Raw genomic sequence first — 24,738 nt, 5'->3', positions numbered from 1 at the left:
TCTGATATGAAGTTGGTATTACTAACCATAGGTTTGTTAGCCCTGGCTTTTGCTGGTATAGCTATAAAAATTTGGTCAAAAAAAGATGGTGAATTTGCAGGTACTTGTGCCAGTCAGAATCCTTATCTGAACAAAGATGGCGAAGCCTGTGGCTATTGCGGTAAAATGCCCAATGAACAGGATTGCAGAAAAGATGCAAGCAGATAAAAATAGATGAATTGCCCCTCGCTATTAGCGCAATATTTTATAATAATATCTTTACGCTAGTTTGAATACGTCTAACGAATTACTCCAGGCCACTATAACAAAGGCCAAAGCAGGCAATCAGATTGCTTTCAGTTTCTTGCTTGATCATTTCTGGAACGATGTTTACAGATTTCAACTGATCCGTACTAAAAACGAAAATGATGCTGAGGATATCACTATTCAGACATTTTCCAGGGCTTTTGACAAAATTAGTTCGTACGACGATGCTTACGAATTTAAAACCTGGTTGATCGCCATTTCTAAGAACATTCATGTAGATCTTATAAGGAAGAATAAAAGAAATGTATTGGGCAATGTAGATAGTGGCAATAATGAGGCAATAAAAAAAGTACTGGATGATGCACCAACTGTTGAGGATCGCCTAATCACCGAACAAAATCTTGCAACACTATTAGAAGACATAAAAAAGCTTAAACCGCATTACCAGGAGGTAATCAACCTTCGCTATTTTGGTGAACGCACTTATGCGGAAATTGCTGAAATTTTAGGGGAGCCCATCAACAACGTAAAAGTAAAACTGCTTCGCGCCAAGAAATTACTAGCCGAAATAATAAAAAACAAGGGCTGATTTTGTGATAAGATCCATAGCCAAATTGCAACTTCAAATACTGCTTCTGATAAAATCCAATCACTAATTTGTTCGTATCTTTGAACAAAATTTTTGCATGAGTACCGATACCATAGAACATGTACAAGCCCCAAAGGGCAAGCCAAAATGGCTAAGGGTAAAACTGCCTACTGGCAAGAAATATACCCAGCTCAGAGGACTGGTTGATAAATACGACCTGCACACCATATGCACTTCGGGCAGCTGTCCAAATATGGGTGAATGCTGGGGCGAGGGCACTGCTACTTTTATGATTCTTGGGAACATTTGTACCAGATCCTGCGGGTTTTGTGGCGTAATGACTGGCAGACCCGAGCAAGTAGATTGGGAAGAACCGGAAAAAGTAGCCAGATCTATAAAGATTATGTCTATAAAGCATGCTGTCATCACTTCTGTTGACAGGGATGATCTTAAAGATATGGGATCTATTATGTGGGCCGAGACTATAAAGGCCATACGCCGAATGAATCCCAACACTACCTTGGAAACACTTATTCCGGATTTTCAGGGTATTAACAAGCATTTGGATAGAATTATCGCCGTGTCTCCTGAGGTGATTTCTCATAATATGGAAACTGTAAAAAGACTCACCCGGGAGGTCCGTATCCAGGCCAAATATGAGCGTAGCCTGGAGGTATTGAGATATCTGAAACAAGCAGGTGCCAAGAGAACAAAATCGGGCATTATGCTGGGATTGGGAGAAAAGGAAGAGGAAGTACTCACAACCTTGGAAGATCTCAGAGGTGCAGAAGTGGATGTAGTTACTCTGGGCCAGTACCTGCAACCCTCCAAAAAACACTTGCCTGTAAAAGAATTTATCTTACCTGAGCAATTTGATAAATACCGTGAAATTGGTCTTAAAATGGGCTTTAGACATGTTGAAAGTGGAGCATTGGTAAGATCTTCCTATAAAGCACACAAACATATAGAATAGGCCCTAATAACAGTAATCTAATTGTGTTTACAAAGTCTTATGCAACGTCATTTCGAACGCAGTGAGGTAATCTATTCAATTACAGCAATATTAAGGAGATTCGTTCATAGCTCACAATGACGGCAAACCTAACTTTTTAAACCAGATGCTTTGGTATGAAAAAAATTAACATTGGTATTAATGGGTTTGGAAGAATAGGAAGAACACTTTTTCGCCTATTGCATGATCACCCGCATATTCAGGTGACGGCCATTAATGACCTGGCAGACAGTAAGACCATGGCGCATCTTCTAAAGTACGACAGTATTCATGGCGTATTTCAAAGTGAGGTAGCTGCTATGGATGATGGCATTAATGTATCCGGAACTAAGGTAACCCTCTTTAATCATAAACAGCCCGAAAACATTCCATGGTCGGATTGTGACGTACAAATTGTTATAGAGGCTACCGGAAAGTTCAAAACAAGGGAATCCCTGAGTTTACATCTGGCTAATGGTCCCAAAAAAGTAATTTTAACCGTTCCTCCGGAAGATGAGAGCATTAAAATGGTGGTTTGTGGGGTGAATGAGGATATAGTTGACAAAAATGATCATATTATCTCCAATGCATCCTGTACCACCAATAACGCAGCCCCGATGTTAAAGGTCATGGATGATCACTTCGGGGTTGAACAAGCTTACATTACAACTGTACACTCTTATACCTCAGATCAAAGTCTTCATGATCAGCCACATAGAGATCTGCGACGTGCAAGAGCAGCTTCCCAATCTATAGTGCCAACAACAACCGGAGCAGCCAAGGCACTTACAAAAATATTTCCCCATTTGGCCGACGCAATTGGTGGCTGTGGTATACGAGTTCCCGTCCCCAATGGATCTCTTACAGACATTACCCTCAATGTTAAAAAAGCAACCACAATTGAGGAAATTAATGCTATTTTTAACGAAATATCTCAAAAAGAGCTAAAAAACATACTTTTTTATACGAAAGATCCTATAGTTTCGGTAGATATAAACAATAGTTATTACTCCTGTACGTTTGATTCTCAGATGACTTCGGTAATCGGGAAAATGGTAAAAATAATTGGATGGTATGATAACGAAACCGGATATAGTAGTCGTCTGATAGATTTAATTAATTTATTGATAGCTAACAAATATATTTGATAAGCAAATTGCCCCATAACGGAATAAAGGCCGTACTACTTGTACTGCTTGTGTTTACTGTGGCCCAGACATCCTGGACCCAGGATAGTATTACCCTTTCCGATAATAATATAGAAGCTCGTTTTGACGAGGCCAGAAGATATAAAAACACTAATGTTATAGATCTGGCCCTGGAATCACTGGATAAGGCCGCTGAAATTGCGGAAAAAAAAGAAGATGAAAAAGGCCTTGTAGATTGCTATCACAAATTTGCACTTTTATATTTTGAACTGGATAAAAGGGAGAATACTATCTTTTATTGGGACAGGGCAACCGTACTTTTAAAAGATCTGGAATATCCTCACGGTCATGCCGTACACAAATTTGTTGAAGCCATACTATTGTATGATAGTGGCAATAATTTTCAAGCCATTTTTATGCTTAATGAAGCAAGGCAATTAAGCAATGACAGAAATTTATTGAATAATATTTTACTGCTAGAAGCTAATATCTACGTTGCCATTGAAAAGTACGATAGCGCGACTAAAAATTTTAATTCTCTTCTGATTAATACAGACATATACGAAAGTGAATATTTGAAAACACAGGCCCATTTAGGCCTGGCCAAAAGCTATTCGAAAACAGAAAATTTTGAACAAAGCCTGGAAAATTCTAAAGAAGCCCTGGCAATAGCACTTGCAAACGACTTTTCGAAAGAAGTATTTGAAGCCAATGAAATGCTGGGTGTCACTTACGAAAAGCTTGGAAAATACGATTTGTCCCTGGTACATAACAGGAACCTGCTTAAAATCAAAGACTCCATTTTTAATATTGAAAAAACCAAGACCGAAACCAAAACCGCAGAGCGTATACAGTTTGAGCGGATGAATGATGTCATTAATCAGCAGGAAGAAGAAATTAATGAGTTGAAAGAAAATGTTAACCGCTCTGAGATAACCGCGATTTTAACCTCAGCGTTTTTAACCATAATTTCCTTGTTGGCAGTATCGCTCTACAGAAATAATCAGATCAAACTTAAAACCAATGATCTGCTACAGACAAAAAATAGGGAATTACAAGCTGCAAGAGACGCCGCGGTACAGGCTATGGAAGCCAAAACAAATTTTCTTTCTACAGTGAGTCATGAGCTTAGAACACCACTCTATGCCGTTACAGGATTAACCCACCTGCTGCTTGATGAGAATCCAAGCGAAAATCAAAAGGAACATTTGAAATCTTTGAAGTTCTCAGGGGACTATCTTCTGAATTTCATCAATGACATACTTCAGATCAACAAAATTGATGCAGATAAATTAGAACCTTTGAATTTGGAGTTCAATTTGAAGAAAGTATTGACCGATGTTATTAGTTCGCTACAGCAAAGCGCTAAAGAAAATAAGACCAGGATTATACTTGACTATGATGAGGCCATTCCTGGTCATCTAATGAGCGACCCCCTAAAGTTGTCTCAGATATTTATGAATTTAGTAGGTAACGCCCTGAAATTTACCAAAAATGGTGAAGTGGTTGTTATTGCCAAGCTAATGAAGAAAGAGGAGGAAGATGTAACCCTTTATTTTGAGGTTAAAGATGATGGTATTGGTATATCAAAAGAACAACAGGAACACATATTTGATAGCTTTGAACAAGGCTCTATACAAATCAACAGAGAGTACGGTGGTACAGGCTTGGGACTTACTATTGTCAAGAGTCTACTAGGTCTTTTTGACAGTAACATCAGACTGCACAGTGAGGCAGGTAAAGGAAGTTCCTTCTTTTTTGAACTCAACCTAAAAAGCAAGGATAGCATTGTAGATGATATTCCATTTGAGATTACCAAAAAGGATTACGATTTAAAAGGTCTGTTTGTATTAGTTGTAGAAGACAATAAGATAAACCAGGTGATCACAAAGAAGATGCTTAACAAAAAAGATATCAATTGCGACATAGCAAGTAATGGTACTGATGCTGTAGCTATGGCGAATGAAAATGATTATGACGGTATTCTTATGGATATTCATATGCCGGGAATCAGCGGGGTTGAAGCGACCATTGAAATACGCAAATTTGACAAAGAAATCCCCATAATAGCACTTACGGCAATTTCCCTTGATGATAGTCTGGAAAATTTCTATGCAGCCGGTTGTAATGATGTGGTTACAAAACCCTTTAAACCGGAGGTCTTTTATCAAAAAATTGGGGAGAATATCCTGGAAAAAAAGCTAAAAAAATCAGCTTCCTAATACATTGTTTAACCGCCTTAGAAATGCTTCCTGTCCCTTGCCCAACAACTTATGCTTTACTGAAATATAACTGAGATTAGCTATCCTGTCTTTGGAGCGCATATAATCCTTTTCAGTGGTAAGGATAAAACTTTTGGAATTGAGAAGGTCTATTTCCTTATCGGTAAAAAAGTGATGGTCTTTAAAAGCTAAATGTTCAAATTGAAGTCCAACACCTTTTAAATACCCTACCAGAGGATCTGGATGGGCTATTCCGGTAACCAGAGTTATTTCCTTTTGCCTAAGTGCACTTAATGTTATCCCGGCATTAAAGCCCTTTATTTGATCGTCATACACTAGCCGACTGAATAGGACTTCCTGGGACTCTGATGGGTGAATCTTACTGGTTATTGCGAACTGTTCGGCTTCACTGAGACTTTCCGGGCATTTGGTGACAATTATGACATCGGCCCTCCTTGCCTCTCGCTTACTGTCTCGTAAATTCCCTGTAGGCAAATACCAGTCGTCCTTATAAAGCTTATCATAAGCAGTGAGCAGAATTGAAAACTGAGCCCTAACTTTTCGATGCTGGAAGGCATCGTCCAGAAGAATTACATCTGGGTTTATTTTTTCTTCCAGAATTGATATACCCCTTTGTCTGTCTTCATCTACAGCAACATCAACCTGGGGGTACTTAGTATAAATCTGTAATGGCTCATCCCCTACCTGTTCGGCATTGCTCTGGTTTGAAATAAGTATAAATCCCCGGGTCTTCCGACGATATCCTCTGCTTAACACCGCTATTTTACGAGATGGAAGCATTCCTATCAATAACTCTATCATTGGGGTTTTACCTGTTCCCCCTACACTGAGGTTTCCTACGCAAATAGTTGGAGTCTTAAAGGCTTTTGAACTTAGTAACCCCTGATCATAAAGGAAATTTCTAATGTATACGACAAGGGCATATATCAGCGAAAAAGGAAAAGCTATTTTTCTCAAAAATTGCATTAGCAACGAAAATATAATATTTTATCTTTGATAGCCTTAAACTAATCAAATGATTGTAAAAGAAGTCACTGATATACTCGAAGAACTGGCTCCGCTGAACTATGCCGAAGATTTTGATAATGTAGGACTTCTGGTGGGCGACTATCAGGCAAAGGTTACCGGTGTATTAGTAACCCTGGACACCTTGGAGGAAGTGGTCGATGAGGCTATTGCCAGCCAATATAACCTTATTGTGAGCTTTCACCCCATCATTTTTTCCGGCCTGAAAAAGATTACGGGAGCTACTTATGTAGAGCGAACAGTGCTAAAAGCCATCAAAAATAATATAGCCATTTACTGTCTTCATACCGCTCTTGACAATTCTTCAGAAGGAGTCAACGCCAAAATTTGCGAGGTACTGGGGCTCTCCAATCCAAAAATTCTTATCCCTAAGAAAGATATAATTAAAAAGCTCATTACATATGTACCTTCCTCAGAGGCCGATAAATTAAGAACGCACCTTTTCGAAGCCGGGGCTGGCAATATTGGAAATTACAGTAATTGCAGCTTTACACTTGAAGGAACAGGAAGTTTTAAACCTGGGGAACAATCGCAACCAATGAAAGGTAAACCTGGGGAACTCCATTTTGAAAAAGAGACGCAAATTAACATCACCTACCCTCCCGAAAATGAAGCGGCTATTTTAAAATGTCTTTTCGAGTCGCATCCCTATGAAGAAGTTGCCTATGAATTGTATTCCCTGGAAAATTTCAACCAAAAAGTAGGAATGGGAATGATCGGGGATCTTACCCGCCCCATGAGTGAAAATGATTTCCTTATCCATTTAAAATCCAAAATGCAGGCAACGTGTATAAAACATTCCAAGCTCCTGGGAAAAAATGTAAAAAAAGTTGCTGTGCTTGGCGGTAGTGGCTCCTTCGCCATAGGCCCTGCAAAAAGTGCCGGTGCGGATATGTTGGTTACTTCAGATGTAAAATATCATCAATTTTTTGAAGCCGAAAATAAAATAGTGATTGCGGATATCGGACACTATGAATCTGAGCAGTTTACAAATAATCTATTGGTAGACTATCTTACAAAAAAAATGCCTAATTTTGCAATCTCTTTATCGGAGAGTAAAACAAATCCCATCAAGTATTTTTAAAATATGGCAAAAAAGAAAGAAGTAACGGTAGAGGAAAAGTTAAGGGCTCTTTATGACTTACAATTAATAGACTCTCGAGTAGATGAAATTAGAAATGTTCGAGGTGAACTTCCACTAGAGGTTCAGGATCTGGAAGATGAAGTACTTGGACTTAAAACCAGAATGGATAAGTTGAAGACCGATGTGGAAACCATTAATTACGAGATTACCGCTAAGAAGAATCTCATTGAGGAGGCCAAGGGCCTTATAAAGAAGTACGCGGAGCAACAAAAAAATGTTAGGAATAGCAGGGAATTTAACTCCCTGGCGAAAGAAGTTGAATTCCAGGAATTGGAAATACAGCTGGCAGAGAAAAACATAAAAGAGTTTAAAGCGCAAATAGATCAGAAGAAAGAAGTGGTTTCCGAAACAAAGGAGAAATTATCTGAGCGCGAAGCACATTTAAAGCATAAAAAGAGCGAGTTAGATGCCATACTTGCGGAAACTGAAAAAGAAGAGCAGGAATTACTGGCCAAATCTGAGAAATTTGAAAAGCAGATTGAAGACAGATTAATACAGGCTTATAAACGCATCAGAAACAATGTAAAAAATGGCTTGGCAGTAGTACCTATTGAAAGAGGGGCTTCCGGTGGTTCTTTCTTTACTATCCCACCTCAGGTTCAGGTAGAAATTGCATCTCGCAAAAAAATAATAACAGATGAACATAGTGGACGTATCCTGGTTGATCCTGCTTTAGCAGAGGAAGAACAACAGAAGATGCACAAGATGTTTTCCAAAATTTAAGGTTTAATCAACAACAATTATTAGCCTTCTATGACCACATGGAAGGCTTTTTTATTGCAATTCCAGTAGTTCCAGTATACGTTGTTGTACTTCAGCAGAATCCCATATTTCTGCAATATTCGGCATTTTCATAATCTGTTTCATTATATGCTCTTGTACATCCCCAATAGCCAGCGCTTCGGAATAGGGCCTGTCAGAAAATGTGACTCTGGAATATACGGGGATCCATTTGTCTGGATATTTAGCGGCGAAGAGTTTTTCAATTTTCTTTTGAAGTAGAAAATTATCATCTGCAGTTTTACTACTCATCTCCATAAAGTTCCTATAACTCAATTCCGCAATAGCATCTGCATTTGGTTTTCTGGAAAGTTGGTACTCCTCAAAAATACGCTCCCAATCATCCCCATGCTTTCCAATGATTTCATTTAAAGCAAAGATATCTTCAAAGCCTGCATTCATCCCCTGTCCATAAAAAGGCACAATAGCATGAGCCGAATCGCCTACAAGAGCTACTTTATCCCAATAGGTCCAAGGATAGCATTTCATCGTCACCATTGCACTTGTGGGGTTTTTGAAAAAATCTTCCATCAGATTTTCAATATCATCCATCACATTAGGAAAATAAGTGCTAAAAAAAGTTTTGACATCTTCCTTGCTTTTTAAACTCTCAAAAGATACCTCGCCTTCAAAAGGGAGGAATAAAGTACATGTAAAACTGCCATCCAAATTAGGCATAGCAATGAACATAAAACTCCCTCTGGGCCATATGTGGAAAGAATTTCTATCCAACTTATGAGTGCCATCCTTTTTTGGTGCAATGGTGAGTTCTTTGTAACCCACATTTATAAATTCCTGGGAATAATCAAATCGGCTGCGCCTTTGCATTTTATGCCTAATTCTGGAAAAAGCACCATCACAGCCAAAGACAATGTCAAAATCGTATTCTTTCCAGGCACTTTTCTCCGACTCCCCGGTATACAGTTTAGCTTCAGGCAGGTTTATATCCCAGACCTTCTCGTTGAACCTGAATACAACTCCGGCTTGTTCGGCAAGGTCTATCATTGTCCTGTTTAGCACCCCTCTTGAAATAGACCAGATGGCCTCTCCTTCTTTGCCGTACTTTTGGAAATACACTGGTTTATTACCAACATGCATTGCACGTTTATCCAGTGGAATCGCAATTTCTTTTACTTTATCTTCTATCCCAACTTCTCTTAAAGCCTTCCATCCCCTGTTGCTCATGGCGAGATTAATAGACCTTCCGGAGAATTCTATTGTACGTATATCCGGCCTGCGATCAAAGACCGTGATATGATGCCCTAGTTGTCTTAAATAAATTGCTAGAAGTGAGCCAACCAAACCGGAGCCTGCAATCGCTATTTTTCTGGAAGTTTGTTTCATTCAATTTCTGCCTTGCGATAAGGCGTTTTAGCTCTCTGATAAAGTAATGAAAATAACATTTTTTTTTGTTAACCAGAATTTAATGCTTTTTTAACATGTAAGTTTAGACCAAAAGACACATTGGAAACGTATATATTATAAATTTTCCGCCTTGGCGTCCATATATATTCAAAAAGTCCTTCTCATTTAATTGTGAAGGACTTTTTTTAGGTATTTCCTTTAAAATGGTATTTTAAACAGAGCTCGCTTTCCTTTAAGATTCTAAAACGCCATCGACGATTCCGTAAGCGATAGACTCCTCGGCATCCATCCAGTAATCCCTATTGAAATCTTTTAATATTTTTTCTACTTTCTGACCACAATTCTCAGCGAGTATTTTGGCTCCCAGTTCTTTGGTTTTGAGTATCTCCCTGGCCTGAATCTCAATATTGGAAGCCTGTCCTCTGGCACCACCGCTGGGCTGATGAATCATTACTTTTGCATGAGGCTGAATAAACCTTCTGCCTTTTTTGCCTACAGAAAGAAGAATAGAACCCATAGAAGCTGCAAGACCTGAACATACGGTAGAAACCGGGCTTTTTATTTGATTAATGGTGTCATATATTGCAAAACCAGAGGTAACATAACCACCGGGGCTATTTATAATCAGTTGGATTTCTTCATTATTCTGAAGATCCAGGTAAAGTAGCCTGTCAATTACATGTTTAGCAGAATCATCATCAACCATTCCCCATAGAAAAACTTTTCGTTCTTCCAATAACTTTTCCTGAATTGCCTCCTGAACTTTTCCTTTTTTTGAACTCATTCTTTTATTTTGATTAATAGTCAAAATTAATCAATTTATTGGGAATAAATACTCCTTCAGATTCTATCTTTTATGAAGTTAAAATTTACTGGAATAAGTGCTACTTCAGATGAATATTGAATATATAGTTATTGGAGAATTTGGTCGACTCAGAAAAAACGGGAACCAGCTTGCCCAAAACTTTGATTGCAATATTGGGTTTGCTATCAAGATTAACAAAAGTGGATATTTCTTCTATATTCACCTCCTTTTGTTCGGCGTTAACATCAATACTGAGTTGATTTAAAGTTTCATTTTTCTCGATACGATTGTGATACAAAACTGCCTCGTCCCAATTGGTAAGCACCACGGTTGATTCCAAATCTGCCCAGGCATTAACTACAAACAGATGTAAATGGTAAGCCATTTTGTATTGAATGTCCAAAGGATGGAATTTCAATCTTGCATTAATCAAAATCTCAACTGGATTCCCGGCTTCATTAAGATCCGATTTTTCATACAATAATTTGATGTATTCAATCTTGGCCATGGTGTAACTACTTCAACTAATACTTTTTTATTCTCTATTTTAAATTAATATAAGGGCAGGATTCCCCACCGGAATCCTACCCGCGCAGATAACAATCAATTAGGAATCTATGTCAACTCTGCTGTTTATGACTTCCCTAATGGGAATTATTGTTTTACCTTCTTTGGTTTTAAGGGTCATACAAACATTATCTATGGCTTCTATTGTGCCTTCCATGCCCTTCAATTTTACTTTATCACCAACCATATAATTTCTACGGGTATAATAGGTGCTTAGCAAATCATTAATAATATCCTTTGAACCCAATCCCATACCTAAGGCTATGGCCAGTAGAAATGCACCCAGAATGATTGTGACATTGTTCGTAATTATGGTAGTATCTACCCCGGCCTGGTTTAAGGCGGTTATGGTAATAAAAATTACTATTACATAGAACACCAGGGCACTAATTATTTTAGCACCACTGAATTCAAAAGATTCGAAAATTCCGGCAACAGCCTTTTTAATGAAATTGGCGATATAAAGTCCTATCATAAAAAGAGCAATTGCACTGAAAAGCCTTGGAAGGTATCGCAACAGATTTCCAATTTCTGTAGAGATGATTTCCCAATTCATTATATCTGCCGCCACGATAAGGAACACCAGGAAAATGATCCATTTCACAAAACCTACAATCACATTGGAAACTTTGAATTTTATATCTGCATCTCCAAACAGGTTCGATTCATTAATTTTATCTGTCAGCTTATCAACTTTTGCCAGACGCAGTATTTTTTTAAGTAAGAATACTATCACCTTGGTAATAAGCCAGCCAATGAGCAGAATAAACAATGCCCCTATTATATTGGGCAATGTTGAAGCAATATCTGATCCCATGGTCTTCAGAGAAGTAATTGTTAAGTCTTTCCATTCATTAATTGTGTCCATAATTATTAGTTGTTGATGTTTGTTCTTTATTTATTCCTGTTCCCTTTTTTCTTGCGCAACACTTCCTTTACTGCAGCAGGATAATTATAGGTATACAGAGACCCCATGTCAATAATCAATTTTGCCGTGGCAATATCGTTCATGACCTTCTTCTTCATTTCTGGTGGTACCTCCAGCAATGACCTTTCGAGCTCCTTAAAAGGATTTATTCTATCTTTCTTAGCCATCCGAAGGTAGTTTTTTATAGGTTTCCAAAACTTTCGCCTTTGCTCTTTTCAATCTCATTTTTACCGCACTTTCACTAATATCCAGAATCTCGACAAGATCTTTGATTGTAACTTCATCCTGATATTTTAATAGCAGGATAGATCTGTCCTCTGCCGGGATGATCTGTAAAGCCTTCTTAAGCATGTCCGTTCTCATCTGGAATATACTTTCATCATTGATCTCCAGGGAAAGTTTCTCATATTCCTGTTCGGTATTCTGCACAGCCTTATCTTTTATTTTTCTTCCTTTGTCCCTGTTCACATAATTAGTGCAATAATTATATGTAAGCGCATATAACCAGGTAGAGAATTTTGAAGTGCCTTTGAACGTGGGAAGTTTTAAGTATAAATGCAAAAAGACATCCTGCGTAAGGTCTTTGGCTTCATCAATACTCTTAGAAAATCCATAGCACTTATTATACACGATCTTGTCATACCTATCGTAAAGTATCTCAAACAACAAAGGGTTGTTTTGCAGAACAATTTGTTCTACAAGTTCAGTGTCCGAGAGATTTTCATAAGGATTATCTGCTCTCAAATTTGTTGATTAATTGGTCTTCTTTTAAGGTTAGACACCATTTATTCGAAAAAGTCACCCAGCAGCCGCCTTAATTTGGGCATTCTATCTGGTGTGAAGTTAATTTTGATTCTTAACCACTCTCTTATATCTGCAAAAGATAGTACTTTAGCAAAAATTGAAAATATGAAAAAGTACCTTTTCTTAATTGTATTAACTACTTTATTATCTGTCGGTTGTAAAACAGATAAAAAAGTTGAACCCGAGCCAGTGGAAAAAGAGCTTACTGTTCTTGAAAAAATAGCGACTGCAAATGGCATTGAAAATTGGGACAACATTGAAGAACTCAAATTTACATTTAATGTGGACAGAGACACCATGCATTTTGAGCGAAGTTGGATCTGGAATAGAAAATCGAACGAAATTACCGGGATATCCATGGGTCAGACCTCTACCTATAATCGCTCGGAAGTAGATAGTACCACAGCTCAGGTTGACGGGGCATTTATTAATGACAAATACTGGCTGCTTGCCCCAATTAATATCATGTGGGACAAAGACAATTTAACTGAGACATATACTCCTAAAACGGTGGCACCAATAAGCGGTGATTCTCTTCAAAAACTTACTGTGGTATATAATAATATAGGTGGATATACCCCTGGAGATGCCTATGATTTTTACTTTGGTGAAGATCATATGGTAAAGGAATGGGTATTTAGAAAAGGCAATCAGGAAGCACCTAATTCAGTTACCACCTGGGAGGATTACGCAGATAAAGGCGGTTTAAAGATTGCCCTGATGCATCAAAGTGAAGATAAATCATTTAAGATCTACTTTACAGATGTATCGGTAACATTGCGAGAGTAGCGTTTATTTTCTGGCTTTTCCAAGTATCAGGGTGGCCATCAGAATAACAACCGCAGAGGCTGTCAGAACGGTAAAACTCAGATTTAGCGATACACTTTCTGCCAGAAAACCAAGTATAGGTGGCGCCATGAGAAATCCGGCATATCCAGTACCTGCGATAAATGCAACACCCTGTGAAGATTCAACTCCTTTTACATTGCCTCCTATCCTAAAGAGTTCCGGAATGATTACAGAAAAACCGAGACCCGTAAATGCAAAACCAGCAATCGCTGAATAGGTGTTGGCCACTAAAACTAAAACATAGCCAAGAAGGGCAATGGAAGCTCCCAGAGCGACAATTTTTACAGAGCCAATACGAGCACTAATGGCATCGCCCAGAAAACGGCCCAGAGTCATCATTAGCTGAAAACCTAAAAAACCCGCACCCCATATGGCTTCAGGTGCAAGTGATACTTCTTTTAGAAAGAGGCCACTCCAATCTACAATGGCACCTTCGCTTCCCATTACTACAAAAGAAACAACACCCAAAAGTAGGAGAGGCTTAAAATTTCTAAAACTAAAAGATTCCTTTTCTATTGGTGCCGCTGTAATATGTTTATACCGCCTGTGAAATATAAAATTCACTCCAAACACGAGCGCAATTGCCAAAAGCATGTGCAACATTCTGTTACCAAAAACAACAATCAAAAAACTTCCTAATCCCGCAATTACACCCCCTAAGCTAAAAAAACCGTGGGAGGCCGACATAAAATTCTGCTTGTCTTCTTTCTCTATTTCCGTCACCAGGGTGTTCATGGAGATATCCAAAAATCCATTTGAAGCACCAAAAAAGAATAGCGCAATGGCCAGGGTTATAAAACTATTGGCCATCAAGGGAAAAATTGCAGTGATACATAGCAGCATAATCCCAAACCAGGTAGCCCGCCCTACCCCTAAGCGATTAATGATGCGCGAGGCAGCAGGAAATACCGTGAACACACCAAAAGAAAGAAAAAACAGGGCAATGCCCAATTGGGATTTATCTATGCTCAGGGCTTCTTTTACCGTAGGTATATAAATGGCCCAGGTTCCAAAAAGAATATTGAGACTAGCGAATACCCATGCTGGGGCAAAGTATCTTGAGTTAGAAAGAATTAAACGTAGTGATCTCAAAGAGGCGGTATTTTGATTATGTTTTTGTCCTTAATTTTCTGCTTTATCCAAGGATACCATCTTTTAGAATTTGCCCAAACCGATACATATCTTCAAAAGAACAATAAAACGGCGCAGGAGCTAATCTAATAACATTCGGTTCGCGCCAATCCGTGATAACTCCGTGCTTCATTAAATATTCAAATAACGGCTTCCCTTCACCATGAAGAAATACCGAGAGCTGACAACCCCTTGATTCCGGCGTTATTATTTCAAAACTACTTTCTACTTCCTTGTCTATTTCCTGCAATACAAATTCAAGATAAGCTACAATCTTGTCCCGCTTTTCTACAAGAGCTTTCATCCCTACCTTATCAAACATTTCAAGGGAAGCAAGATAGGGCGCTAAAGACAAAATTGGCGGATTACTCAATTGCCATGCATCGGCAGTATCTATTGGTTCAAAATTGGGTTTCATCAAAAATCTGGTCTCTTTTTTTGTGCCCCACCATCCTTCAAACCTTGGGATATCTGTTTTGTTCAGATGCCGCTGATGAATAAATACCCCTGAGGCATTCCCCGGCCCGCTATTCATATATTTATAACTGCACCAGGCAGCAAAATCAACATTCCAGTCGTGCAATTCTAATTCAATATTTCCTGCGGCATGGGCCAAATCCCACCCCACGAACGCACCTACAGCTTTTCCTGCTGCCGTAATAGCCTTCATATCAAAGACCTGACCATTGTAATAATTAACGCCACCAATCAGCACAAGGGCTAAAGTGTCACCTGTCTCGGCAATTTTTTCCAATACATCCTCGGTGCGCCAGAAATGTTCTCCATTTCTTTTTTTAATAGGCACAAGTGTTTCTTTTGGATCCAATCCGTGAAACCTAACCTGGCTATCCAGCATATACTGATCTGATGGAAAGGCTTTTTCCTCACAAATTATTTTAAAACGCTTAGCAGTGGGCCTGTAAAAGGATACCATTAACAGGTGTAAGTTAACCGTAAGGGTATTCATTACCGAAATTTCATTGGTTTTGGCACCAACTACCCTGGCCAAAGGTGCGGCCAGTCTTTCATGGTAATCCCACCAAGGTTTTGCTGCCTTGAAATGGCCTTCCACAGCTAGCTCTTTCCAGGAGGTCATAATTTCATCAACGTAATCCCGGGTAATTTTGGGCTGCAGGCCTAATGAATTTCCTGTGAAATATATAACGTCTTTACCATCTACCTGGGGAAAATGAAATGAAGCTCTGTACGACTTAAGCGCGTCTTTTTCATCCAGTTCCCTGGCAAAGTCTAATGTATTTTGAAATTGCATTTCAGAAATTTTTTCAAAAATACAATATCACCAACGAATTAAAGAATTACAATGACTGCCAATTCCCTAGCCGGATGTTCTTAACCTCATCTCAGTGATGTGACTTTTAAATCCTGCTTTTTCATAAGCTATGATGGCTGGGTTATTTTGCTGATATACGGTGAGCCTGACTTCATGCAAGCCTCTTTTTGTGCACCACGCTATAAGTTTAGCTACGATTTTTTGATTGATTCCCCTACCCCGAAATTCTGGCAGAGTATACATAAAACCTAAATATCCATAGGCTTCATGATCCAAATAAGATCTGGCCATTTTAGCCAGAGCATAACCAGAGCTAACTATCTGACCGTTGCATTGGGCAACTACAACTTCCACTTCTTTGCTTAATATGTATTCTTCAATATCGTAATAGCTTACCGGATCTGGCCTAATGGTGACATCAAAAGGCCTTTCGGCCCTGATTAATGCCTGTTCAAAATCCAAAAGTACGGGCAGGTCTTGTATGGTGGCCCGCCTTAGCGTAATATTTTCCATATTATTTGTCGTAGTTAGGCGTTCTAAGGTAGTATTTTAATCCATATTTTTGTTGAAAAGAGCTTATGCATTTTCTTTCTGATGCTTTAGAAAACTATATTAATTCCAGCACAGAGGATGAACCCAAAATTCTCCAGGAATTAACAAGAGAAACTCATCTAAAAGTAGTTCGTCCAAGAATGATAACGGGGCATTATCAGGGGAGGGTTCTTAGTTTACTGTCCAAACTGATACGGCCCGTAAATATTCTTGAAATTGGAACCTATACCGGCTATTCGGCACTTTGCCTTGCCGAAGGTCTGACAATGGGAGGAGAACTGCATACTATCGACATTAATGAGGAACTCAGTAGCATACAGCGTAAGTACTTTGATAAAAGCAATTTCGGACATCAGATAATTCAACATTGTGGTGATGCTTTGAAAATTATACCTTCTTTAGACATGCAGTTTGATATTGTATTTATTGATGCAGAAAAAAAAGAATACCCAAAATACTATGAGGCAGTTATAAATAAAATGCGAAAAGGCGGAGTAATATTATCAGACAACGTTTTATGGTCAGGGAAAGTAGTGGCGCCATTGGATCCCAAGGACAAAGCAACTAAAATTTTGCTCGAATACAATAAAATGCTCAAGGAAGATCCCAGGATAGAAACCGTTTTACTGCCGGTAAGAGACGGGCTTACTGTATCTTTGGTGCGATAACCTGAGAATACAGCTGGTAAAATAATAGTGCGTAAAGCAACCCTACAAAGGCCCCCACAATAATATCTACCGGATAGTGTACCCCTACATAAATTCTGCTGAAGGCAAATAAAGCAGGCCAGATAAAGAAAATCCATACCCATTTGATCCTTTTCCGAAGAAAAAGAACAATTATCGCTGTTAATCCGAAAGAAGTAGAGGCATGTCCTGAGAAAAAGCTATAATTCGCCGGATGCTTTAAAATCCGGATCATTGTATTTATCTCTACATCATTATTGGGTCTAAGCCTTGCCACTGATTCTTTGGTAATCTGCATTGTTACCAGAATGAGACCTAAAGTAAATAAAGTCATCAGTGCCTTAATAAAGGCCTCTTTTTTGGGATGCTTAAGATATAGTAATACAAAAAAGATGATATAGAGGGGAATCCAGGTAGTAATGTTGGTCACCGCAGACCAGAAACCGTCGTATTGTTCTATCCCAAGATTATTGAGGTAAATTAAAGTCTGCCTATCCCATTCTAGCAATGCGTCTAACATATAATAAGACCTTATTTCCTTTTTATGGTACCGGAAACATCGCTTACACTCTTTTTGACATCATCCAGGTTCTTTTTAATGTCATCTGCAAAACCAGTGTCTATACCTCCCTTTTCTTTGATGGTGTCTGTGACATTCGTTTTTACGTCCTGAAAATCTTGTTTGATATCCTCAACAAAACTGGTATCTATCCCCTGTTTTTCGGCACTTTTCTGGATTTCCTGTTTAATATCTTCTGTGGCATCTTTTAATTGGCGCATGCCTTTTCCCAGTCCCTTGGCAATGCCAGGAATTTTGTCTGCACCAAAAACCATTACCACAATGAACATGATAAAGAAAATCTCGGCACCACTTATAAAAAGAAAAATTACTGCATGCATACTACAAATATAAGCAAGTTTGTAAACAAAGAGACCTGTCAGGTAAGGAATACCCAACAGGTCTTTAACTATTCAGAAGCGCAATTATTTGCCCTTGATGTTCTCTTTGAACTGGTCAAAATCTGTCTTCTTTTCCTTTTTTGGCCATGCATTATTAGTCATATCAATATCGGCTGTTTCTGCCTTTGGATCTACAACTATGCCTACCAATTCTTTTTGTGATGAAATTACCCTTTTTACTTCTGCATCATTCTTTCTCCAGATCTCCGGAGGGTAGGTAATGTTTTCTTTTGAACCGTCAGCATAGGTATATTCCACAATCAGCGGCATTGGAATACCTCCGGGCTTATCAAAAGTAACTTCGTAGAAGTACTTGGGTTCCACAACAGCAGCCCTTTCTTCGGCAGTCATATTGTCCATCATATATTCTTTAAGGTTTTGAGAAGTATCAGAAGGAGCTTTCCCTTTAAGTTCAGGATCATAATCCTCACTATCTTCCTCGGCCAAATAAACCAAAGGACGGAGATCTGCTTCTGTAAGGTTCCTTGCAGCCAAATACTCCTGCATTTTCTTTGTAGGCTTATTAGAAACATAGTATTTCTTAACTCCCTTCACGCCTATGTCAACATAATCTGTAGTATAGAACCAACCTCTCCAGTACCAGTCCAGGTCTACGGCTGAAGCATCCTCCATGGTACGGAAGAAGTCTTCCGGTGTAGGATGTTTAAATTTCCAACGATGGGAATAGGTTTTAAATGCGTGGTCAAATAATTCTCTGCCCATAACGGTTTCTCTGAGAATATTTAAGGCCGTAGCCGGCTTTCCATAGGCATTTGGGCCAAGTTGGTAAACATTTTCAGGATTAGACATGATAGGCGAAATTGCCGACTGATCCCCACTCATATAAGGCACAATTTTAGCCGGTTCTCCACGCCTGGAAGGATATTTGTCATTAGGCGAGATATCCATCGGGTTAGCCTCTCCAAATTCTTGTTCTGCTATATATTGCATAAACGTATCCAGGCCTTCATCCATCCAGCCCCATTGACGTTCATCCGAATTCACAATCATAGGGAAAAAGTTGTGCCCTACCTCATGTATAATTACACTGATCATCCCGTATTTAACCCTGTCAGAATAAGATCCGTCTTCGTTAGGCCTTCCGTAATTCCAGCATATCATGGGGTATTCCATTCCCTGATTTTTGGCATGTACAGAAATTGCTTTGTGATAGGGGTAATCAAAAGTATGGGCAGAATAGGAAACCAGGGTTTGAGCCACCGCTTTGGTAGAAAGTTCTTCCCAAAGTGGATTTCCTTCTTTAGGATATAGAGAAACCGCCATAACGTCTTTACTCCCAATTTTAACAGCTTGCATATCCCAAATGAATTTTCTGGAAGTGGCAAACCCGTAATCCCTTACGTTTTCTGCTTTAAATTTCCATGTTTTCTTCTTTTCAGAAAAACTTTGCTCCGCTGCCTCAGCCTCCTCTTGAGTTACTATCAATACAGGCTTATCATACGACTTTTTAGCCAGCTCATAACGCTTCATCATCTCTTTGGAGAATACTTCCTTCCTGTTTTGCAAAACACCGGTTGCATCCAATATATGATCTGCCGGAACCGTAATGTTTACTTCATAATCTCCAAAGGGCAAGGCGAATTCTCCATTACCCCAAAACTGATGGTTCTGCCATCCTTCAACGTCATTATAGACGGCCATCCTGGGGAAAAACTGGGCAATTACATATGCCCTGTTTCCATCTTTTGAGAAATATTCATAACCAGATCTGGCTCTGTTTACAGTATGATCCGGAATATTGTACCACCATTTTAAAGAGAAAGATATTTGCTCACCACTTTTTAAAGGCTTGGCAATATTTACCCTCATCATGGTCTGGTTAATGGTATAGGACAAAGGGTTTCCACTGGCATCTTTTACAAAATCTATATTAAAGCCACCATCAAATTTTTCGGATAAATGTGTACTGGCAAACGCTCCTGGCTGGTAGGCAAGAGGAACTCCTCCCCCATTGCGCAAGGGCGATTTAGAATCCTTTGCTCTTACATTCTGGTCTAATTGCAACCATAGAAATTCCAGATCATCCGGGGAATTGTTGTGATAAGTAATGGTTTCCTCTCCATAGATCTTTGCATTCTTATCATCGAGCTCAATATTCATTTTATAATCTGCCTGTTGCTGATAATAGTCAGGGCCTGGAGCCCCGGAGGCAGATCTGTACGTATTTGGAGTAGAAAATTCCTCGTACAATTGTTTAAATTTACTTTGATTAGAATGTCCGGGGGCTCTTTCTTTTACTGCCTCTTCCTGAGCAAACATTGCTGTAGCAAACAAGAATAAAAACGAAGCAAGAAAATACTTAACTTTAGTCATATTTTATCTGTCTTTTTTTTGATCGCGGGAAATTAAAGTTTTTTATACCAATCGCTTTAGAAATGTTATAAGTTTAACATTCCTTTATTATTTTCTTTAACTAAAACAAAGCTTTTTTTGGTTCCTTTTGCCTTAAAATGGACCACATTTTGCTGTTCTTCAAAGAGGTCTGTCAGTATTTCGTTCTGAATTTCAATGGAAGTCAGGGCGTTGAAATTTATGTCGAGAATTTCCAAATAGCAGATGACGATATCATTGTCATACTTTTTACCAAGAAAGGTATAATCAACATACTCCCCGTTAAGTTTTAATACAAATTTACTGTTGAAATATTTTTCAACGTAGGCATTTGCCAGTTCCGATTCGTTTTCTGTGGCTAATTGCGCTTTAAAATCGTAACGTTCCTGCAATACTTGCTCCAAATCATCTATGAAGATTCTAGAGGTAATCTGAAGCGCATCGTCTTCTTGCGAATAGTTGATATTGGTGACACTTACATAGAATTTATGCGTAGCAAATGCAAACAACGGCAACAGTAAGACAAGAAGGCCCTTTTTTAATGAATTCATATTGTCATCTTTCGGTATATAAAACTAAGCAAATGCTATGCCAAATATTTTTTTTAGTCCAGGTCATTATTTTCTCTGTAAGAGACACTTTTGTTTAATAGAAATTCCCAAATTGCTATCCGACTATCTGCCTCTATAAGGGCCTCGAAAGCGTTATCTACTTCGCAGAAATACATAAAATCGTCTATCCTTTCTATGGGTATTTTCAATTGGGTCAAAAACAAGCTATCGGGTACACTAGATCTCAGTTGCTGGAGCCGAATATCTTTCTTGTCTCTTGCTACCCTTTTTTTAAGCATTTTGGTTCTTCCAGAAATTGCATTGATTAGTGGATCTATGGGGGGATTCAAAATCATTAATGGATGAAATTTACCTGCGGTGGCCGTTTGCAATTGTCTTACACTTTGTATTGGTGGTTTTACATGTGCATTAGGCAACCCAATTGAAGTCGCTGAAACTACATGTCCTGTATCCATATTCTGCATATCCTTCCCGAGGTCCCCTGATAAATCATAGGGCCTTACTACCACTTCATCCAATTGATTTACAAACTCCTCCAAAGGAACAATCAGCATTTTGCTCCTGAGCATCTCTGCACTTATTACCAATGATTTACGCTTAAATTGGACCGCGGAGAAGAGCAAGGTATCTCCTAAAGTAACTCCAATAGCAAAGTAGCCACTCTCATTTGAAATGGTAGCCCTACCCGCTGAGGTATTCATAACATGTACATCGGATACGCCAATATTCTTACTGATCAGCCTCCCCTCTATTCTTTTTGTAAAAGAAGTCTGTGCTATGGAGAGGGTGCTAATAAGCAAAAAACAGAATAAAACACTAGTTTTTTTCAGCCTCTGCATCTTTTAAGAACGATTTGCTTTGGGTTACCAAAAAATCGATTAATTGAAATTCATTGTCCTTTTGGAGTAAGGATTGAGGAGGAATCTTAGTATCGCAATAAATAAGGAAAGCATCTATTTTGTCTTGTGGTATTCTTAAATCCAATACAAAAAATTCATCATCGTATACCTGCCTTAATACGTTACTTACTTTTAAAGGCTTCCTGTCTTCTGCTACGGATTTGTCAGATAAGAACAGTGCCTTAAAAATATTCACAAAATTAAGTCCATCTCTCAGACCTCTTGATCCGGGATCGTCCATGGCCACATTCACCACCTCGGCCGTTTGGTCCGTATCATATTCAAATTCCTTGAACTCTTCATTCTTAAGTTCCAGAAATTTGGCCTGGTTTTCAGGACTAACAGTTACCTCATCCAGCTCCGTAACTTTTTCATTTACCTCAACCACAAGTCTGTTCCTTCTAAGTATTTCTTCGTCAATTTTAATAACTTTCAGCTGGTAGTTGATGGCCGTAAATACCAACTCGTCATCTAACCTGACCCTAATGGCAAACTCTCCTTTATTATTGGTTATTGTTGCCATTTCGGAAGTGGTGTTAATCACATTTTCGTTAGGCACATTGGTGTTCCTATACAATACCTGCCCTCTAAGTAAGATTCTTTCCTCCTCTTGGGCATTGCTGATTAAAATGCAAAAAAAACAAACCAGCGAAAGTAGTTTATATCTCATGTGTCTAATTTGATGTGTAGTAGATAGCAATACCATAAAGAAAACGCAAGTTGAATTCATAAAAAAATTTAGCGGCATTAAACTTATGTTAATTTGCCGCGATACCTAGTAAATAGCCATTTTTACTATGCAGTTAATTTGCAGTAAGCACCTTTAAATTAGGGGATTTGAAAGTGCTGTTCCTCATTTTATCCCATAAAAAGGTATTTCAAGGCATAAAGTTCAATTTATGTTTATATAATCCTATTTTTGTTTGTCCTATGCGTCTCGAAATAAAAACATTTCAGGACGTCATTTACCCCCAGAACATTCCAATAGCAAAGGAATAGATGGCGGGAAATATGTACAAATAGCTGTTGCAAAATAAATCTACCCAAATGAAATTGAAACTCCTATTAACTTTGGCGGGCCTTTGCTTATGTACAAGTTTAAGTAGCCAGATAAAAATTGGTGATAATCCCCAGAATTTAGACGCTACATCTGTCCTGGAATTGGAGAGTAATGATCGCGTATTGGTTATTACAAGAATAAGTGAAGCCCAAATGAATAGCCTTGCACCCTTGGCTGGTGCCATGGTGTATAATAACGATGCCCAGTGTGTGTTTTATTTCGATGGCGCTAGCTGGATAAATTTATGCGATTCTCTTCAGTTAAATTTCACTACAGATCCCATAGTTAACACCGCCAGTACCATTGTCATTACTGAAAATGGGGATGTTGTCAATTTTGAGGTAGGTGAGATCAGCAGCGAGAATATTCTCGATTTCAGTATCAACAGCAATGATATTCAGAACAATTCAATTACAGCCGATAAACTTGCTTCTGATTCTGTGGGTAGTGAGGAACTTCAGGACAATACCGTGACCGATGCTGAAATTGATTACAATCTGGTCACCCTTAGCGACTTTCTAAATGATGCCGGTTTTATAACTGCAGCCAACATCGTTAGCGGTGATGCCAATAATGCAATTACTGATAATGGCGGCGCCTTTTACGATGACAGTCAGATTATAAGTGATGTGGCTGCAAATACAGCGGCTATTGCGGCAGATAATGATGATGACCAGACCAATGAGCTTCAAATACTATCACTAAATGCAGATCAACTCACTATTACTGGGGGAAATACCGTAACAATTCCCACGGCAGACGGTTCGGATACTAATATACAGGGAGGTACCAATATCAATGTAACGGGGATAGGAACAGCCGGAAATCCTTATATCATCAATAATACCTTTACCGAGGTAGATGGTAGTATAAGCAATGAATTACAGGACTTGCAATTTAATCCCGGGACTAATATCCTGACATTAACAAACCCTGCCACACCAGGCAATCAGGTAGATTTAAGTGCTTTAGCTGGTGGAGGTGGTTCAACAGAACTGGCAGACCAAATTACCATAGTTGGCACAGGGGCTTTAGGCGATGAATTTGAAGTTGGGGACGGATCTATTGGTTCAATAAAGATTATAGACGGCACCATCATGCCCGTAGATTTAGCCAACAACTCCGTTGAAACAGCAAAAATATTAGATGCTAATGTTACCCCTGTAAAAATAGCCCCTTCGGCTACAAACGGACAGGTACTAACTACCGTGGCGAACAATGTGGTTTGGGCAAATTTACCGCCGAGTTCGGGCAATGATGATCAAAATCTAACGGGGGCCACTCTAAGCCCTGCTAATATTCTACAAATTGATATAGAAAATGGCAATAGTACCAGTGTTGATTTATCCGCGTTAGCGGCTGGAGGAACAGATGATCAAACAGCTGCAGAAGTAAGTTTTGCTCCAACAGGGAATACTATTAGTACAGATGTACAAGCCGCCATAGAAGAATTACAAACAGAAATTGATGGCATTTCGGCCGGTGGCGCCGCTAATCCAAATGATGAATTAAACACCAATTTTGCAGTCAATGCTGGTAATTTGGAAATCACCGATGCCGGAGGTACTCTTACAGTGCCATTAACCAGCATTGATACAGATGATCAGGATGCCTCTGAGGTTACTTACGACAATACAACTTCAGGATTAACCGCAGCAGATACCCAGGCAGCCATTGATGAGATCGCAGCTACCGCCGGTGGAAACCCTGCCGATGAACTAAATACCACTTTTGCAGTCAATGCTGGTAA

The 24,738-nt window shown here is 38.9% G+C and carries 25 protein-coding genes and 1 pseudogene; 10 read left to right on the top strand and 16 right to left on the bottom strand.

What is annotated here, in order from left to right; all coding sequences use genetic code 11:
- Window positions 1-6: 6 nt before the first annotated feature.
- From J1G40_RS15790 to J1G40_RS15770, 5 genes are all read left to right on the top strand, one after another.
- The gene (locus J1G40_RS15790) at window positions 7-207 is read left to right on the top strand and encodes a membrane or secreted protein (RefSeq protein WP_265243628.1); all 201 of its coding nucleotides are present in this window, start codon (window positions 7-9) and stop codon (window positions 205-207) included.
- Between the two features lie 61 nt (window positions 208-268).
- Window positions 269-835 (top strand): RNA polymerase sigma factor, encoded by a 567-nt coding sequence (locus J1G40_RS15785; protein ID WP_265243627.1) that lies wholly within the window; start codon window positions 269-271, stop codon window positions 833-835.
- A 97-nt stretch (window positions 836-932) separates the two neighbouring features.
- Complete coding sequence (lipA, locus tag J1G40_RS15780) at window positions 933-1,808, top strand: lipoyl synthase (protein ID WP_265243626.1); 876 nt, start codon at window positions 933-935, stop codon at window positions 1,806-1,808.
- 155 nt (window positions 1,809-1,963) lie between these two features.
- Window positions 1,964-2,974 carry a type I glyceraldehyde-3-phosphate dehydrogenase gene (gene gap, locus J1G40_RS15775; protein ID WP_265243625.1) on the top strand — a complete coding sequence of 337 codons (1,011 nt, stop codon included), beginning with the start codon at window positions 1,964-1,966 and terminating at the stop codon, window positions 2,972-2,974.
- On the top strand, window positions 2,971-5,196 hold the full coding sequence (locus J1G40_RS15770) for a response regulator (RefSeq protein ID WP_321160205.1): 2,226 nt from the start codon (window positions 2,971-2,973) through the stop codon (window positions 5,194-5,196). The genes gap and J1G40_RS15770 overlap by 4 nt, the downstream gene beginning before the upstream one ends.
- On the opposite strand, the gene lpxK is transcribed toward J1G40_RS15770, so the two are convergent.
- Window positions 5,185-6,183 (bottom strand): tetraacyldisaccharide 4'-kinase, encoded by a 999-nt coding sequence (gene lpxK, locus J1G40_RS15765; RefSeq protein ID WP_265243624.1) that lies wholly within the window; start codon window positions 6,181-6,183, stop codon window positions 5,185-5,187. The two genes, J1G40_RS15770 and lpxK, sit on opposite strands and share 12 nt — an antisense overlap.
- Window positions 6,184-6,232: 49 nt before the next feature.
- On the opposite strand from lpxK, the gene J1G40_RS15760 reads away from it, so the two are divergent.
- Together J1G40_RS15760 and J1G40_RS15755 are read left to right on the top strand one after the other, a co-directional pair.
- Window positions 6,233-7,327, top strand: coding sequence for a Nif3-like dinuclear metal center hexameric protein (locus J1G40_RS15760; protein WP_265243623.1), 1,095 nt, complete (start codon window positions 6,233-6,235; stop codon window positions 7,325-7,327).
- A gap of 3 nt (window positions 7,328-7,330) precedes the next feature.
- A complete protein-coding gene (locus J1G40_RS15755) occupies window positions 7,331-8,110 on the top strand; it encodes a zinc ribbon domain-containing protein (protein ID WP_265243622.1) in 780 nt (259 codons plus the stop codon).
- 51 nt (window positions 8,111-8,161) lie between these two features.
- On the opposite strand, the gene J1G40_RS15750 is transcribed toward J1G40_RS15755, so the two are convergent.
- The 6 genes from J1G40_RS15750 to J1G40_RS15725 all read right to left on the bottom strand — a co-directional run bounded on the left by J1G40_RS15750 (window position 8,162) and on the right by J1G40_RS15725 (window position 12,576).
- A complete protein-coding gene (locus tag J1G40_RS15750; protein WP_265243621.1) occupies window positions 8,162-9,511 on the bottom strand; it encodes an FAD-dependent oxidoreductase in 1,350 nt (449 codons plus the stop codon).
- A 253-nt stretch (window positions 9,512-9,764) separates the two neighbouring features.
- A complete protein-coding gene (locus J1G40_RS15745) occupies window positions 9,765-10,316 on the bottom strand; it encodes a ClpP family protease (RefSeq protein ID WP_265243620.1) in 552 nt (183 codons plus the stop codon).
- A 100-nt stretch (window positions 10,317-10,416) separates the two neighbouring features.
- Window positions 10,417-10,845: a hypothetical protein gene (locus J1G40_RS15740; protein ID WP_265243619.1), complete on the bottom strand. Its 429-nt coding sequence runs from the start codon at window positions 10,843-10,845 to the stop codon at window positions 10,417-10,419.
- A 99-nt stretch (window positions 10,846-10,944) separates the two neighbouring features.
- Window positions 10,945-11,772, bottom strand: a complete 828-nt coding sequence (locus J1G40_RS15735; RefSeq protein WP_265243618.1) for a mechanosensitive ion channel family protein — start codon at window positions 11,770-11,772, stop codon at window positions 10,945-10,947.
- Window positions 11,773-11,798: 26 nt separating this feature from the next.
- On the bottom strand, window positions 11,799-11,999 hold the full coding sequence (locus tag J1G40_RS15730) for a hypothetical protein (RefSeq protein WP_265243617.1): 201 nt from the start codon (window positions 11,997-11,999) through the stop codon (window positions 11,799-11,801).
- Window positions 11,992-12,576, bottom strand: a complete 585-nt coding sequence (locus J1G40_RS15725; RefSeq protein ID WP_265243616.1) for an RNA polymerase sigma factor — start codon at window positions 12,574-12,576, stop codon at window positions 11,992-11,994. Before J1G40_RS15725 ends, J1G40_RS15730 begins: the two co-directional genes overlap by 8 nt.
- Before the next feature lie 165 nt (window positions 12,577-12,741).
- Between J1G40_RS15725 and J1G40_RS15720 the strand changes: the two genes are divergently transcribed.
- A complete protein-coding gene (locus J1G40_RS15720; protein WP_265243615.1) occupies window positions 12,742-13,425 on the top strand; it encodes a hypothetical protein in 684 nt (227 codons plus the stop codon).
- A gap of 3 nt (window positions 13,426-13,428) precedes the next feature.
- Here the strand turns inward: J1G40_RS15720 and J1G40_RS15715 are convergent, their stop codons facing one another.
- The 3 genes from J1G40_RS15715 to J1G40_RS15705 all read right to left on the bottom strand — a co-directional run bounded on the left by J1G40_RS15715 (window position 13,429) and on the right by J1G40_RS15705 (window position 16,420).
- A complete protein-coding gene (locus J1G40_RS15715; RefSeq protein ID WP_265243614.1) occupies window positions 13,429-14,577 on the bottom strand; it encodes an MFS transporter in 1,149 nt (382 codons plus the stop codon).
- 43 nt (window positions 14,578-14,620) lie between these two features.
- Window positions 14,621-15,886 (bottom strand): kynureninase, encoded by a 1,266-nt coding sequence (gene kynU / locus J1G40_RS15710; protein WP_265243613.1) that lies wholly within the window; start codon window positions 15,884-15,886, stop codon window positions 14,621-14,623.
- A 66-nt stretch (window positions 15,887-15,952) separates the two neighbouring features.
- Window positions 15,953-16,420: a GNAT family N-acetyltransferase gene (locus J1G40_RS15705; RefSeq protein ID WP_265243612.1), complete on the bottom strand. Its 468-nt coding sequence runs from the start codon at window positions 16,418-16,420 to the stop codon at window positions 15,953-15,955.
- A 65-nt stretch (window positions 16,421-16,485) separates the two neighbouring features.
- On the opposite strand from J1G40_RS15705, the gene J1G40_RS15700 reads away from it, so the two are divergent.
- Window positions 16,486-17,127 (top strand): O-methyltransferase, encoded by a 642-nt coding sequence (locus J1G40_RS15700; RefSeq protein WP_265243611.1) that lies wholly within the window; start codon window positions 16,486-16,488, stop codon window positions 17,125-17,127.
- On the opposite strand, the gene J1G40_RS15695 is transcribed toward J1G40_RS15700, so the two are convergent.
- The 6 genes and pseudogenes from J1G40_RS15695 to J1G40_RS15670 all read right to left on the bottom strand — a co-directional run bounded on the left by J1G40_RS15695 (window position 17,105) and on the right by J1G40_RS15670 (window position 22,598).
- Entirely contained in the window at window positions 17,105-17,665 is a 561-nt protein-coding gene (locus tag J1G40_RS15695; RefSeq protein ID WP_265243610.1) for a phosphatase PAP2 family protein, read from the bottom strand. The genes J1G40_RS15700 and J1G40_RS15695 overlap by 23 nt on opposite strands.
- A 110-nt stretch (window positions 17,666-17,775) precedes the next feature.
- Window positions 17,776-18,045: pseudogene (locus tag J1G40_RS15690) on the bottom strand (twin-arginine translocase TatA/TatE family subunit); the annotation flags it as partial.
- Between the two features lie 84 nt (window positions 18,046-18,129).
- The gene (locus tag J1G40_RS15685; RefSeq protein ID WP_265243609.1) at window positions 18,130-20,439 is read right to left on the bottom strand and encodes a M1 family metallopeptidase; all 2,310 of its coding nucleotides are present in this window, start codon (window positions 20,437-20,439) and stop codon (window positions 18,130-18,132) included.
- 65 nt (window positions 20,440-20,504) lie between these two features.
- On the bottom strand, window positions 20,505-21,008 hold the full coding sequence (locus tag J1G40_RS15680; protein WP_265243608.1) for a DUF6702 family protein: 504 nt from the start codon (window positions 21,006-21,008) through the stop codon (window positions 20,505-20,507).
- A 53-nt stretch (window positions 21,009-21,061) separates the two neighbouring features.
- Complete coding sequence (locus J1G40_RS15675; protein ID WP_265243607.1) at window positions 21,062-21,868, bottom strand: hypothetical protein; 807 nt, start codon at window positions 21,866-21,868, stop codon at window positions 21,062-21,064.
- Window positions 21,846-22,598 carry a carboxypeptidase-like regulatory domain-containing protein gene (locus J1G40_RS15670; RefSeq protein WP_265243606.1) on the bottom strand — a complete coding sequence of 251 codons (753 nt, stop codon included), beginning with the start codon at window positions 22,596-22,598 and terminating at the stop codon, window positions 21,846-21,848. The genes J1G40_RS15675 and J1G40_RS15670 overlap by 23 nt, the downstream gene beginning before the upstream one ends.
- A gap of 377 nt (window positions 22,599-22,975) precedes the next feature.
- Between J1G40_RS15670 and J1G40_RS15665 the strand changes: the two genes are divergently transcribed.
- A partial coding sequence (locus J1G40_RS15665; protein WP_414855670.1) for a hypothetical protein occupies window positions 22,976-24,738 on the top strand: 1,763 nt, incomplete at its 3' end.

The sequence above is a fragment of the Muriicola sp. Z0-33 genome, assembly GCF_026126425.1.
GTDB lineage: Bacteria > Bacteroidota > Bacteroidia > Flavobacteriales > Flavobacteriaceae > JAFMPW01.
The sequence above is the reverse complement of the archived record's forward strand: the minus strand, read 5'-3'. Positions and strand labels throughout refer to the sequence as shown.

What these genes read in the sequence shown, in the direction of transcription:
- J1G40_RS15680 (WP_265243608.1), bottom strand. Translation starts at nt 21,008, where the DNA reads ATGAATTCATTAAAAAAGGGCCTTCTTGTCTTACTGTTGCCGTTGTTT.
- J1G40_RS15675 (WP_265243607.1), bottom strand. Translation starts at nt 21,868, where the DNA reads ATGCAGAGGCTGAAAAAAACTAGTGTTTTATTCTGTTTTTTGCTTATT.
- kynU (WP_265243613.1), bottom strand. Translation starts at nt 15,886, where the DNA reads ATGCAATTTCAAAATACATTAGACTTTGCCAGGGAACTGGATGAAAAA.
- J1G40_RS15790 (WP_265243628.1), top strand. Translation starts at nt 7, where the DNA reads ATGAAGTTGGTATTACTAACCATAGGTTTGTTAGCCCTGGCTTTTGCT.
- J1G40_RS15755 (WP_265243622.1), top strand. Translation starts at nt 7,331, where the DNA reads ATGGCAAAAAAGAAAGAAGTAACGGTAGAGGAAAAGTTAAGGGCTCTT.
- J1G40_RS15760 (WP_265243623.1), top strand. Translation starts at nt 6,233, where the DNA reads ATGATTGTAAAAGAAGTCACTGATATACTCGAAGAACTGGCTCCGCTG.
- J1G40_RS15735 (WP_265243618.1), bottom strand. Translation starts at nt 11,772, where the DNA reads ATGGACACAATTAATGAATGGAAAGACTTAACAATTACTTCTCTGAAG.
- gap (WP_265243625.1), top strand. Translation starts at nt 1,964, where the DNA reads ATGAAAAAAATTAACATTGGTATTAATGGGTTTGGAAGAATAGGAAGA.
- J1G40_RS15670 (WP_265243606.1), bottom strand. Translation starts at nt 22,598, where the DNA reads ATGAGATATAAACTACTTTCGCTGGTTTGTTTTTTTTGCATTTTAATC.
- J1G40_RS15750 (WP_265243621.1), bottom strand. Translation starts at nt 9,511, where the DNA reads ATGAAACAAACTTCCAGAAAAATAGCGATTGCAGGCTCCGGTTTGGTT.
- lipA (WP_265243626.1), top strand. Translation starts at nt 933, where the DNA reads ATGAGTACCGATACCATAGAACATGTACAAGCCCCAAAGGGCAAGCCA.
- J1G40_RS15720 (WP_265243615.1), top strand. Translation starts at nt 12,742, where the DNA reads ATGAAAAAGTACCTTTTCTTAATTGTATTAACTACTTTATTATCTGTC.
- J1G40_RS15730 (WP_265243617.1), bottom strand. Translation starts at nt 11,999, where the DNA reads ATGGCTAAGAAAGATAGAATAAATCCTTTTAAGGAGCTCGAAAGGTCA.
- J1G40_RS15745 (WP_265243620.1), bottom strand. Translation starts at nt 10,316, where the DNA reads ATGAGTTCAAAAAAAGGAAAAGTTCAGGAGGCAATTCAGGAAAAGTTA.
- lpxK (WP_265243624.1), bottom strand. Translation starts at nt 6,183, where the DNA reads ATGCAATTTTTGAGAAAAATAGCTTTTCCTTTTTCGCTGATATATGCC.
- J1G40_RS15700 (WP_265243611.1), top strand. Translation starts at nt 16,486, where the DNA reads ATGCATTTTCTTTCTGATGCTTTAGAAAACTATATTAATTCCAGCACA.
- J1G40_RS15705 (WP_265243612.1), bottom strand. Translation starts at nt 16,420, where the DNA reads ATGGAAAATATTACGCTAAGGCGGGCCACCATACAAGACCTGCCCGTA.
- J1G40_RS15685 (WP_265243609.1), bottom strand. Translation starts at nt 20,439, where the DNA reads ATGACTAAAGTTAAGTATTTTCTTGCTTCGTTTTTATTCTTGTTTGCT.
- J1G40_RS15740 (WP_265243619.1), bottom strand. Translation starts at nt 10,845, where the DNA reads ATGGCCAAGATTGAATACATCAAATTATTGTATGAAAAATCGGATCTT.
- J1G40_RS15695 (WP_265243610.1), bottom strand. Translation starts at nt 17,665, where the DNA reads ATGTTAGACGCATTGCTAGAATGGGATAGGCAGACTTTAATTTACCTC.